The organism is uncultured Chitinophaga sp. (genome assembly GCF_937898475.1).
GTDB lineage: Bacteria > Bacteroidota > Bacteroidia > Chitinophagales > Chitinophagaceae > Chitinophaga.
In genome coordinates, this window is the sequence record NZ_CALEJS010000042.1 from 241,073 (window position 1) to 253,570 (window position 12,498).

A 12,498-nucleotide genomic window follows, 5' to 3' on the forward strand; every position below is an offset into this window, starting at 1 on the left:
ATTTGGGTGTTTCTGGCATTCTAATTTTAATTATTGATTTTTAATTCTTTTAGTTGTGTTATATTATGAAACGGGCTGTTTCCTTGTGAAATGGCCTGTTTTATTTATTAATTATTAATTTTGACCCATGACGATCTCCGCCTTTAAAGCCACGCTCGGGAACCCGGCTCCGCCGGAGGGCCTTTCTGCCCCTCTGCAGGCCATGTGGTGGGATGGTAAGGGTAACTGGGACAGGGCGCATGACATTGCGCAGGATATCGAAAATGGTACCGGCTCTTGGATACATGCCTACCTGCACCGCAAGGAAGGCGACCGCTCCAATGCCGCCTACTGGTACTCGAGGGCAGGTAAAAGTATGCCGTTCAGCACCCTGGAAGAGGAATGGGAACAGCTGGTAACCGCCCTCTTGTAAGTGTAGATCCCGCCGGATGTTGAATTTATTTTGGGATTTAGATGATTGGATTTGGAATTTAATTGAGTTCGTTTTACCTTTGCCCTCCCAAAATCCTGTTTTGGACTTTGGAATGTCATTATAAACCGACAGCATAAAAAATAGGTTAAGAATGCCTACTATACAACAATTAGTAAGAAAAGGAAGAGAAATTATCCGGGCTAAATCAAAGTCCAGGGCATTAGATAGCTGCCCCCAGCGCCGTGGTGTATGCACCCGTGTTTACACTACCACGCCTAAGAAACCTAACTCTGCCCTCCGTAAGGTGGCTAAAGTGAAGCTGACCAATAAAATAGAGGTGATCGCATATATACCCGGTGAGGGTCATAACCTGCAGGAGCACTCTATCGTATTGATCCGTGGTGGTAGGGTAAAGGATCTGCCGGGTGTACGTTATCATATAGTACGCGGTTCCCTGGATACTGCCGGTGTGAAGGACAGGAAACAGAGCCGTTCCAAGTATGGTACCAAAAAGGAAAAGGCTAAGAAATAATTTTAATCTTCAAGTGAAATTTTTCAGATAAATGAGAAAGCAAGCTGCTAAAAAATTACCATTGGCTCCGGATCCCCGGTTCAACGATAAGCTGGTGACCCGTTTCGTGAATAACGTAATGGAGCAAGGAAAGAAGAGCATTGCCTACAAAATATTCTATGACGCTATAGATAAGGTAAGCCAGATAACCGGCGAAAACGGTTACGAGGTGTGGAGGAAAGCGTTGAATAACGTTACCCCTGCTGTAGAAGTTAGAAGCCGCCGTATCGGTGGTGCTACCTTCCAGATCCCTTCTGAGGTACGTGCAGACAGGAAAGTGTCATTGAGTATTAAATGGCTGGTACGTTACGCTGGTGAAAGGAATGGTAAGAGCATGGCTGAGAAACTGGCTAACGAGATCGTAGCTGCCAGCAAAGGTGAAGGTGCTGCTTTCAAGAAGAAAGAAGATACCCACCGTATGGCTGAAGCCAACAAGGCATTCTCCCACTTCAGGGTATAGTAATACGCTCACAAACGTATTTAAGATATATACGGCAGAAAGCATGCAGGAACATACCGCGTGCTTTCTGCTTTTTTGTATAAGCGGCATTCCAGCTAATGACCACGGAAACAGGCTTAAGACATAAACAGCAGGGCCGGGATGTGTATCACATCCCGGCCCTGCTGCCTTCCGCCCAGCGGGCAATTGCCCGGGGCCTATTTCACGTTCACCAGTACTTTAATTTTTCCTTTTCCCTGCCCTTCAAAGCTTTCCAGGGCCTTACCAATGATCTGACCCGGCCTTACCTTGTCCGGATCCGCTTTCATGGCATGACCCGGCACACTGGAGGTCACCAGCAGGTCGCCTCTGCGGATGGCGCCGTTCTCAGCGCATACCTTGGTAGGTATCACCCCGATCACACCCATCGGCACTTTATCTGAAAGGTCTGTTTCAATGTGTTCTTCTGTTAGCAGCACGCCGGGCCGAGTAGCATACACACCGGCCACCAGGGTAGAGTAAGCTTCAGCTGATCTTTCTACTGTACGGTCTGCATCCACAGCAATCACCAGTACATCGCCCGGTTCATACTGGCTGATGGAGCCGCTCACATCAAAGGCTTCTGCCACGTCTGCGCCGCTGCTCTGGGTACCGCCATTAAAGAAACCCCTGCCGGCGGCATTGATCCTGGCAACATTCACTGAGCCGGGATTACCTGACCTGAATACGGCGATACTGCCATTACTATGCTGTTCAACGGTGAGCACCGGGTTGGTATTGGAGGTGTTATAATTCACAAAACGGGCGGCCCTTCCCTGGCTGAAGTTGGGTGTCCAGGCGTAGATCGCACTACCGGTACCATCTGCGGTGGTTTCCACACCGTCGCCGGTATTGCTCGCATTAGCGGTAACACCATTGCCGTTACCATCTGCAATGGCAATCAGCGCCGGACCGTTACCCGCGGGGTTGGAGGCATGGAACAAACCACCATAGCCACCCGTACCAGAAGAAACGCCATAGATGCCGGCTGTACCGAAGTTGGAAAACTGGGAATTTACCTCGCCTCTTACCGCCGCCTTTGTACCGGTTACGTTATCTACCTTAAAATTGCCTGCAATGCCATTCCCCTCGGTGGTAACCGTGACTGCATCGCTCGTACTGGTCTTATTAAAAATATGAAAGCGCCCGGCACGGCCTGTTGAAAAGTTGGGCACCCAGGCATACAGGGAATTACCTGCCCCGTCAACATTTGCCTCTATGGCATTGCCATCTTTACTGGCGTTAGCGGTAAAGGCATTGCCATTACCATCTTGGATGGATACCAGCGTAGCGGTGTTGCCGTTGGTGTTAGACGAGTGGAACAGCCCTGCAAAGCCGCCTGAACCGGAGGATGTTCCGAAAATGGCCGCAGCGCCGAAGTTGGCGAAGATAGTTTTTACCTCGCTTCTTACTCCTGCCGCCACGCTGTTGGTATTATTGACCAGGAAAGAGGCCGCATTGCCCTGGGTGTTGTCGGGAATATTACCGTTGCCGCTGGTTTCTACCTCCAGGGTATTGCCGGCTGTGTTGGTGGCGTTGAAGTTCTCGAAACGCCCGGCACGCCCGGTGCTGTTATTTAATCCTACCTGCCCCAACACCCCGATACCGGTGCCGCTGGTATTGGTGGCCACAAAACCACGTACGCCGTAACCACCGCCATCATTGCGGCCTACTACTGCGCCGGCAATATCGCTCGTGGTGCGACCTACCACGGCTTCGCCGTTGCCATTATTATCGCCCACTATACCTGCAGAGGTTTGCGCGGTGGTAGTACCGTGAACGCCAAAGCCTGAAGTCGCACTGCTTCGTATACCGGTGCCACCGCCGATAGTGCTGACATTGACAACCGTTCCGTTACCTACCGTATTGGCCACTATTACATTATTGTTGTTCGCATTGTTATAGATGGAAAAGTTGGCAGCTACACCGTTGTTGGAAGTAGCATTTAATCCCGTACCGGTATTACTGTTGGCATATACGCCATAACCGTTTGCGCTGGCATTTCCATATACGCCCAGGCCATTGGGCGTAACGCCGTATACGCCCCATCCGCTGCCTGCCTGTGAGCCATAAACACCCACGCCCAGGCCGCCGGTGCCATTATTGATGCCTCTTACGCCCGCGGAAAAGCCGCCCGGACCTGCGGAAGAAACAATGCCGCGGATGGCTGCAATATTGGAAGTGTTGGTGTTGTTCACCCCTTCCAGGGAAGTACCATCGCCATTATTGGTAATGCTGAAGAGGGTGGCCGCATTATTTTCAATAGCGCTGTAGGGCAGGGTAAAACCGCCACCGCCGCCACCGGTATTATCAGCAGCCGGGGTCCAGTTAACACCATCAAATTTCAGTACCTGTCCGGCTGCCGGTGTTGTGCCGGATACTGGTACAGTTTGAATCTTGGCCACGGTGGGATCAGGATAAGTGCCTGCCAGGTCGCCCCCCGCAGGTGCGCTGTTGATGCTGCCAGCTGGTCCCTGAGGTCCGGCAGGACCTGCCGGACCTGCTGGTCCAGCTGGTCCCGCAGGTCCTGCTGGCCCTGCTGGTCCAACTGTTCCGGCGGGTCCTATGGGTCCTGCAGGCCCAGCTGGTCCCTGGGCCCCTGTTGGGCCCGGAGCGCCTACCGCACCGGGTAAGCCTTGCGGTCCGGGCAATCCCGGATCACCGGCTGGTCCTTCCGGTCCTGCAGGCCCAGCTGGTCCGGTCGCTCCAGCGGGTCCGGCTGGTCCTACAGGCCCCGCTGGTCCGGCTGGACCCTGGGGGCCGGGGCTGCCGTTAGCGGCGTATAAGGCGAAGGGAACGCTTTTCAGCGGGGTAGTGCCCAGCGTTTCAAAGCTGCCACCGCCTGCTGCAGCTTCAACCTTCAGGTATTGGTTAGCGTTGCCCCAGGGAACAGCGGCAAAGGTGCCGGTTACCGGGGTACCGTTACCGATCTGCAGGGTGAAGAGTCCCAGCTGGTTGGTGGTAACACTGTGCGTTTCCTGGTATTGTACCGGTCCGTTGGCAGCGCCTCCCAGTATGGATATACGCACATTGAGCGACTGGTTAGATAAAAGGGTGCCGCTCGCATTACGGGCTACCGCCTGGTAATTAATGCCGTTTAACCCGCTTTGGGCCTGCACGCTGCCGGTCAGGCACATAAATAAAAGTATAGTAAGTATAAATAGTTTTTGCATGTGTATCGGATTTTATTGTTGGGGAACTGGCGCCTTCTGGATCTTTACAGGCGGTGCTTTGGCAGCGGCCTCGCTTACCGGGATATCGGAAGGCAATGGCTGTCTGCCGGCCGTTGTTGCGGAGCGGGGAGCCACCCTGCGAAGGCTGCCGGCGTTAGTGGCGCCCGGCTGGTAATTAGTGAATATCAGGCTCCTGGTTGAGGTGGCCGTAGCACGCGGATCTGCCTTCACTTCCATTTTCTGGGAAGAAAGATCCTGCTGGAAATTAGGGAACAGCTTATCCCTGGTGCGCTGGCTTTGCGCACTGGCGCCCACACAGAACGCCATCATAAGGATCAGGGTAAGGGTAGCACTAGTGAAGCTCCTTTTCATATAGTTTGATTTGAGTTTGATGATTAGAAAATCATGCTGGCCGGCGATCACATAAGCCCTGCTATGAGCTATATGGAACATCGGCTTCAGACTATTTCGGACGGGTATATACCAGTGAGAATTTGAACGTATTACGCTGCCAGATGCCCGAAGTAGGCATCAGGTAGGCGACATCCAGTTCAAGGAAATTGATCCTTACCCCCAGGCCGGTGCTGAAATGCTGACGATACCCCTTGTTGGGGTTCTCGTGAAAGTAGCCGGCGCGTACAAAGAACTGGTGCTGGTAAGTATATTCCAGGCCTGCCGCAATGGTAAGCTCCCGCAGCTCTTCTCCAAAGCCGCCGGGGGCATCGGTGAAGGAGCTGAAAAGGGCAGATGCCACACCACGGTTGGGATCTTTTCCTTTCTCTATGACATCGGTGGGCTGGCCGTTCTGATCCACCTGGTAGATGGGCGGTGTGGGCGCCAGCAGTTTGTTGATGTCTGCCAGCACTGTGAACTGGTGCTCGCTGGTATTGACAAAGGAATAGCCGCCGCCGATGCGCAGGTTCATGGGCAGGAAGGTTTTGCGGTTGTTATCGTCCGTATACTGCAGCTTTGAACCAATGTTGGTAAAGCTGATGCCCCAGCAATAACGGTTGCCAAAATCCAGGTTGTCTGCCTTGTTCTGGTAGTACAGGCTAACGTCGCCGGCTATAGCGGAAGCAGGTTGCTGCTGCAGGCCGTTATAGGTGCCCTGTCCCAGCTGGCTGCGGATGTAACGGGCAGCTACGGCCAGGGAGAAATGCTGGCCCAGTTTACGGGCATATGCGGCGTCAATGGCGTATTCAATGGCGCGGTACTGCTGCAGCATTATGCCATTTTCATCCCGGAAAGTAACATTGCCGTGGTTGAAATACTTTAGGGAGGCGCCCACCCCTTCATTTTCATTGAAGTTTTTGAAGGCGGCCATATGGCCCATATGAGTCTTATGGTTGTTTACTTCCCACATCCAGGGTGAATATGATGCGCTGAGTCCCCAGTCGCCGGCAAACACGATCTTGGCTGCGTTGCCAAAGAGGTCATTGGCGTCCGGCTCCAGCCCGGTTACTGCATCGCCGAGGGCGCCGCTGCGGGCGTCCGGATTAATAAGCAGGAAAGAAGCCCCTGCGTTCACCGGCTTTTCCTGCGTTTTCTGCGCCGCCAGCGGTAACGCCGCTAAGAGCAGGCAGGCAGGTAGTAGAGTAAATCGGTATTGCATAGTGAGCTGTTTATTGAATGATCAGTTTTTCGAAGTATACTTTCCCGTTAATGTTCAGCATAACGGTGTAAATGCCTGCGGGGAAACGGTTTACCGGGATGGGAATGATCACTTGTCCGGGCCCGTAGTGCTGGAACTGCTGGTACATCATCTGACCGGCGGCGTTGATCAGCCTGAAAAGCACGGAGGTTTGCGTGAGCAGGTCAAACTGTACCTTCACTGTAACAGAAGCAGGGTTGGGGTACAGTATATAGTTTTTGATGGCGTCTTCGCCGGGTGTTAAAGGAGGCAATTCCGGCTGCTGAAAGCCTTCGGTCAGCATCAGGCTGCCCCCGCCCAGGGTACTGATGGCCGGTTCGCCAACTGTATACTGGATCAGGATGTTGCCGATAAGGCCACTGCCCCCTGTACTAGCCGTCACCTGCCTTTGGAGCACCAGTTGTGCCCGGGCGGTAAGTGACCATAACAGGCTCATGAAGGTGATTGCGCATAATAAGTAGATCAATTTCATGTAGTTATGTTTTATGAAGTAGTTTGATGATGACAAAAACAAGGCTATGCCCCTCAAAGCGCCTGACGGCCCTGGGCATTAGGTGTACCATAAAAAAATAAAGTGGATACTATCGGAAGCCGAACGGCTGCCGTTATATAAATAGCATTACATAGGTGTGTTCAGTTTTATCATGCAATAGCAGTTTGAGGTGGTGAAGTAAAAGGGTATACGTATCGTACTCTGCAAACGCTGGGGAAACACGAAACAAAAATTATTTAATTACGGCAGGCGGTCAACCGCTACTTCCTGTTTGGTTAAAATCGGGCTGTAGTTGGTAGGATGAATGCTATATGTGGTTTTGACATTATTACTTATAATTCAATTTATTAATCCGTATTGCCTCCTAATTGTTAAAGGGAAATAACATTCCGGCAATATGGAGTAGTTTTATTTATAACAAAAAAAGGATTACCTTTGCCCCCCAAATTGCATTTAATTATACAGTCATTTATATTTTATGGCAGACTTAAGATTTCAAAGGAACTTTGGTATCGCGGCGCACATCGATGCCGGTAAGACCACTACCACAGAGCGTATCCTGTACTACACAGGTAAAACCCACAAGATAGGGGAGGTGCATGAAGGCGCTGCCACCATGGACTGGATGGCACAGGAGCAGGAAAGAGGTATTACCATCACATCTGCTGCTACCACCTGTTTCTGGAACTTCCCTACCAACCAGGGTAAAAACACGCCTGAATCCAAGCAATATAAATTTAATATCATCGATACTCCGGGCCACGTGGACTTTACCGTGGAAGTAGAGCGTTCTCTGCGTGTACTGGATGGTCTGGTAGCCCTGTTCTGCGCTGTATCTGGTGTAGAACCCCAGTCTGAAACCGTTTGGCGTCAGGCTAACCGCTACCGTGTACCCCGTATCGGTTTCGTGAACAAGATGGACCGCTCCGGTGCTGACTTCCTGAACGTGGTAAAACAGGTGAAGGAAATGCTGGGCGCTAACCCTGTGCCCCTGATGTTGCCTATTGGCGCTGAAGACACTTTCAAGGGTGTAGTTGACCTGATCACCATGAAAGGTATCATCTGGGACGAAGAAGGTAAAGGTGCTACTTACCAGGAGATCGACATTCCCGCAGACATGAAGGACGAAGCGGAAGAGTGGAGGGCTAAACTGGTGGAAGCCGTTGCTGAATACGACGACAAGCTGATGGAGAAATTCTTCGAAGATCCTAATTCTATCTCCGAGAATGAAATCCACGAGGCTATCCGTAAAGCTACCATCGATATCGCTATCATCCCGATGCTATGCGGTTCTTCTTTCAAGAACAAAGGCGTACAGAAAATGCTGGATGCTGTTTGCCGTTACCTGCCTTCTCCGGTAGATATCGACGCAGTAAAAGGTACCGATCCCGATAACGGCAACGAGATCGAGCGTAGACCCGATGCAAAAGAACCATTCGCAGCCCTGGCGTTCAAGATCGCTACCGATCCGTTCGTAGGCCGTCTGGCATTCTTTCGGGCTTATTCCGGTCGCCTGGACGCAGGTTCTTATGTACTGAACACCCGTACCGGTAAGAACGAGCGTATCAGCCGTATCATGCAGATGCACGCTAACAAGCAGAACCCGATCGATTTCATCGAAGCAGGTGATATCGGTGCTGCTGTTGGTTTTAAAGATATCAAAACAGGGGATACCCTCTGCGCGGAAGATCATCCGATCGTACTGGAATCAATGACCTTCCCTGAGCCGGTGATCCACATTGCCATTGAGCCTAAAACACAGGCAGACGTGGACAAGATGGGTATGGCCATCGCCAAACTGGTGGAAGAAGATCCTACCCTGCGCGCTAAAACAGACGAAGATACCGGTCAGACCATCCTCAGTGGTATGGGTGAGTTGCACTTGGAAATCATCGTTGACCGTATGAAACGCGAGTTCAAGGTAGAAGTAAACCAGGGTGCACCCCAGGTAGCTTATAAAGAAGCATTTACTGCTACTGTTGAGCACCGGGAAGTGTACAAGAAACAAACGGGTGGTCGCGGTAAATTCGCTGATATCCAGGTTGAGATCGGCCCTGCTGATGCAGAATGGCTGAAAGAGAATGATGGCAAGAGCTTCCAGTTCGTGAACGATATCTTCGGTGGTGCCATTCCCAAGGAGTTTATCCCGGCTGTAATGAAGGGCTTCGAAGCCTCTATGGGCAGTGGTGTACTGGCTAACTACCCGCTGGATAACCTGAAGATTCGCCTGTTTGACGGTTCTTTCCACGCAGTGGACTCCGACGCTATGTCATTCGAGCTTTGCGCCAAGTCTGCTTTCCGTGAGGCTGGCCGTAAATGTAAACCCGTACTGCTGGAGCCCATCATGAAGGTGGAAGTAACTACTCCTGACCAGTACATGGGTGATGTAACCGGTGACCTGAACCGTCGTCGTGGTATGCTGGAAGGTATGGAATCAAGGGCTGGTGCACAGGTGATCAAAGCCAAAGTGCCCCTGAGCGAAATGTTCGGTTATGTAACCCAGCTGCGTTCACTGTCTTCCGGTCGTGCAACTTCCATCATGGAGTTCTCTCACTATTCTCCTGCGCCTAACAACATTGCTGCTGAAGTAATGGCTAAGGTGAAAGGTAAAGTGAATGCAGACTGATAAGAATTAAGAGTTAGTAATTAATAGTTAAGAGACGCGAACTGACCATTCGCGTCTCTTTTATTTTAAGGAGCTGATTTCGATCACTTTATCGTTGCTGCCATTGCTGGTGCAGAGGTATACTCTGCCGGCGGGTGAAATGCATACGTCTCTTAGTCTGCCAAAGGCATTGGTGAACCAGGTGGCTGAGCTGGTCACGCGGTCCCCGTCTGGCGACAACTGCAGCTGGTACAGCCGCTGTGATTTAAGCGTGGTGAGCAGCAGTGAGTTGGACCATTGCGAAATACGGTCCTTATTGTAGTAATCCATCCCGGAGGTAGCCACGGTGCTGTTTCCTGAAGACCAGATCGGCGTTTTCACGTTATACCGGGTACAAAAGGTATTTTCTCCTCCATCGCAGGGCCCGTTCACCTGGGGCCATCCATAGTTCCGTTGTTTCTCTATAATGTTTACCTCGTCCTCAATATTGGGCCCGTGCTCTGAAGCGTACAATTTATCGTTGACCAGTACCAGACCTTGGGGGTTGCGGTGGCCGTAGCTCCATACCGGGTTACCCGGGAAGGGGTTATCGGCCGGAACGCTGCCGTCAAGGTTAATGCGCAGCACTTTCCCGTTGGGAAGGCTGGTATCCTGGGCATCCTGGGAGCTGGATGCGTCGCCGGTGGTGATCCATAGTTTATTGTCCGGACTAACCAGTAGGCGGGAGCCGTTGTGAATGCCGGAAGCGTTGATGTTATCCAGCAATACCCGGGGACTGGCAAGGGTATTGTTACCATAAGTGTAGCGAACCACTTTTTCCCGGTAATCCCCGTTCCGGTCATAATTGTACACAACGTACACGTAAGGCTGCTGTGGAAAAGAGGGATGCAGGGCCATGCCCAGCAGTCCGCCTTCCCCATTGCTCCTTACCTCGCTGATGGTCAGCAAGGGGAATATATCACCGCTTTTGGGCTCAATACGGCTGATACGCCCTCCCCGTTCTGTCATCCAGATATGGTTATCAGGGCCCCAGAGGATCTCCCAGGGAAAACTTAGCTGGTCTGCCACTACTCTTATGCTGTCTGCAGGCCAGTTATCATCACCGCTGGAGGAAGGCTTGGAGTCTTTTTTGCAGGACATGCCAGTGGTGTAGAGGGTAAGCAGGCATGCCAGCAGGAATAAAGGTCTTTGCATAAAACAAGTTTTAAGTGTCGGCTGTTATATAACGAAATAAAATACCGGGAAAGTGTTGGCGTATAATTTGTTGGCGGTTCTCTTACCGTGTTAACTCATATTTTTTGATGGCAAGTATTTTTTAACCAAAACTCCGGACATGAACAGATTGAAACATGTAACCCTGGCCTTTATGGCGTTGTTATTCAGTACTGCAGCCCTGGCGCAGACCCAGAAAGGAAACCTGATGGTAGGCGGCGACCTTTCGAATTTTAACCTGAATTTCCTGGGAGGAGGGGGAGGTACCGCCTTTACCATGGACCTGACACCCAAAATAGCGTATTTTTTCAGGGATAACCTGGCATTGGGCGGGTACGGCCGGTTTAGCCTGGCTACTGCCAAAGACCAGGGAACCAATACCACTTATGGCATTGGTGCGCTGGCCAGGTATTTTATTGAAGATAAGCGGGTACGCCAGATGGAATTCTCCCAGCGGAGCCGGTTTTTCCTGGAGGCTACCGCCGGTTTTGGCGGGAATAACTATTCCAAAACAGGTGTGAATAACAATGGCCTGGACATCGGCTTCGGCCCCGGTTTGGCTTATTTTATTACGCCTAACGTATCCCTGGAGGCCCTGTTGAAGTATGAGCTGACGGTAGGTTTTGGCAGCGCTACCACTTCGAACCGGCTGAACCTTGGGATCGGTTTCCAGGTGTACCTGCCAACGGCAAAGGCCAGGGAGATCATCCGGGAAGAGCGCAGATAGTTAAAGTTGATCATACAATGGGTATAAGCCCCTGTTTCGTCTTATCAGTAAGATGATCAGGGGCTTTGCTATTTATTCCTTAAAACTACTTGAACCAGTATTATTGAACAGCCTGGCCGAAGCACTTGAAAATGAATAGAGATGAATGGTAATTCCTGCGCGATAGTATTTAATTTACGCATATGTAGTTAACTGAACTGCATTTGGGATTTGCCGAAAACCAAAATAACAGAGTAGGCGGAAACCTCATTTTTTGATCGTGCTTATGGCGAATTTTTTCGTTAACCTGATCACTGCACTTATTGATCTGCTGACCGGCCTGCTGAATTCCCTGTAAGGCGGGGTATGCAAGTAAATTCCTGGGGATTGCCGAAAACCAGTTAAAAGAGTAGGCATTAACACCTGAAAAACCCTTTTTTATGGACCTGTTCAATGCACTGATTAAATTTATTTTAGATCTGCTCCAATCCTTGCTGGGCGGAGCTTAGTTTTGAGCCACCCCTTCATTTCTAAGCATTTACAGTATTTTTGCAGGGTCTCATTTTAATCCGGTCAGGCTGGTATTAGGATGAGGCCCTATTTTTGTCACCGTTTTTTTGCAAAATAATTTGTCATTTGTCAAAAAACAGGTTACCTTTGCCCTCCCAAATTGTAAAGGGTAAAAAAGAAGAAGTTCATTGCATATGTCTCAGAGAATTAGAATCAAGCTGAAGTCCTACGATCATAACCTGGTAGACAAATCTGCTGAGAAGATCGTAAAAACCGTGCGTAACACGGGAGCCGTGGTAACAGGTCCTATTCCGTTACCTACTGAAAAGAAGATCTTTACGGTACTGCGCTCTCCGCACGTTAACAAGAAGGCTAGAGAGCAATTCCAGCTGTGCACGCACAAGCGTTTGCTGGATATTTATACATCTTCCTCCAGGACAGTAGATGCCCTGAGTAAGTTGGATCTGCCTTCCGGTGTTGAAGTAGAGATCAAGGCGTAGGACTTTCACAGATAGGGTCAGACGGCAGTGTATAAACGCCCGGCCTTTGAAGAGATATAAACCAGCAAGGCAAAAGGCCAGCCTGGTTTTGAAAAAGACATACGATTGTATTGCGGTGGTTACGGTGCTCAGGTACCGGTAGCATGTTAACTGGTAGTACAAATATTAATAAAAAATATCAGGTCAC

11 protein-coding genes are annotated in these 12,498 nt (G+C 50.6%); 6 read left to right on the plus strand and 5 right to left on the minus strand.

All coding sequences use genetic code 11. The annotated features are described in order from the left end of the window. The first annotated feature begins 127 nt into the window (after positions 1-127). The 3 genes from Q0577_RS26640 to rpsG all read left to right on the plus strand — a co-directional run bounded on the left by Q0577_RS26640 (position 128) and on the right by rpsG (position 1,443). Positions 128-412 carry a hypothetical protein gene (locus tag Q0577_RS26640; RefSeq protein ID WP_298741835.1) on the plus strand — a complete coding sequence of 95 codons (285 nt, stop codon included), beginning with the start codon at positions 128-130 and terminating at the stop codon, positions 410-412. Between the two features lie 151 nt (positions 413-563). Continuing rightward, the gene (gene rpsL, locus Q0577_RS26645; protein WP_089918361.1) at positions 564-944 is read left to right on the plus strand and encodes a 30S ribosomal protein S12; all 381 of its coding nucleotides are present in this window, start codon (positions 564-566) and stop codon (positions 942-944) included. A gap of 31 nt (positions 945-975) precedes the next feature. Beyond that, complete coding sequence (gene rpsG / locus Q0577_RS26650; protein WP_298741843.1) at positions 976-1,443, plus strand: 30S ribosomal protein S7; 468 nt, start codon at positions 976-978, stop codon at positions 1,441-1,443. A 197-nt stretch (positions 1,444-1,640) separates the two neighbouring features. Here rpsG and Q0577_RS26655 read toward each other — a convergent pair whose 3' ends face one another. The 4 genes from Q0577_RS26655 to Q0577_RS26670 all read right to left on the minus strand — a co-directional run bounded on the left by Q0577_RS26655 (position 1,641) and on the right by Q0577_RS26670 (position 6,757). Further along, on the minus strand, positions 1,641-4,634 hold the full coding sequence (locus tag Q0577_RS26655; RefSeq protein WP_298741845.1) for a hypothetical protein: 2,994 nt from the start codon (positions 4,632-4,634) through the stop codon (positions 1,641-1,643). Between the two features lie 12 nt (positions 4,635-4,646). Beyond that, on the minus strand, positions 4,647-5,006 hold the full coding sequence (locus tag Q0577_RS26660; protein ID WP_298741847.1) for a hypothetical protein: 360 nt from the start codon (positions 5,004-5,006) through the stop codon (positions 4,647-4,649). Between the two features lie 91 nt (positions 5,007-5,097). Next, a complete protein-coding gene (gene porV, locus Q0577_RS26665; RefSeq protein WP_298741849.1) occupies positions 5,098-6,246 on the minus strand; it encodes a type IX secretion system outer membrane channel protein PorV in 1,149 nt (382 codons plus the stop codon). A 10-nt stretch (positions 6,247-6,256) separates the two neighbouring features. Next, positions 6,257-6,757: a T9SS type A sorting domain-containing protein gene (locus Q0577_RS26670; protein ID WP_298741851.1), complete on the minus strand. Its 501-nt coding sequence runs from the start codon at positions 6,755-6,757 to the stop codon at positions 6,257-6,259. 499 nt (positions 6,758-7,256) lie between these two features. On the opposite strand from Q0577_RS26670, the gene fusA reads away from it, so the two are divergent. Continuing rightward, complete coding sequence (gene fusA, locus Q0577_RS26675) at positions 7,257-9,404, plus strand: elongation factor G (RefSeq protein ID WP_298741853.1); 2,148 nt, start codon at positions 7,257-7,259, stop codon at positions 9,402-9,404. A gap of 60 nt (positions 9,405-9,464) precedes the next feature. Here fusA and Q0577_RS26680 read toward each other — a convergent pair whose 3' ends face one another. Beyond that, positions 9,465-10,577: a PQQ-dependent sugar dehydrogenase gene (locus Q0577_RS26680; protein WP_298741855.1), complete on the minus strand. Its 1,113-nt coding sequence runs from the start codon at positions 10,575-10,577 to the stop codon at positions 9,465-9,467. A 139-nt stretch (positions 10,578-10,716) separates the two neighbouring features. On the opposite strand from Q0577_RS26680, the gene Q0577_RS26685 reads away from it, so the two are divergent. Both Q0577_RS26685 and rpsJ read left to right on the plus strand, forming a co-directional pair. Next, positions 10,717-11,322 (plus strand): outer membrane beta-barrel protein, encoded by a 606-nt coding sequence (locus Q0577_RS26685; protein ID WP_298741857.1) that lies wholly within the window; start codon positions 10,717-10,719, stop codon positions 11,320-11,322. Between the two features lie 683 nt (positions 11,323-12,005). Beyond that, positions 12,006-12,311: a 30S ribosomal protein S10 gene (rpsJ, locus tag Q0577_RS26690; RefSeq protein WP_012789286.1), complete on the plus strand. Its 306-nt coding sequence runs from the start codon at positions 12,006-12,008 to the stop codon at positions 12,309-12,311. Positions 12,312-12,498 lie beyond the last annotated feature (187 nt).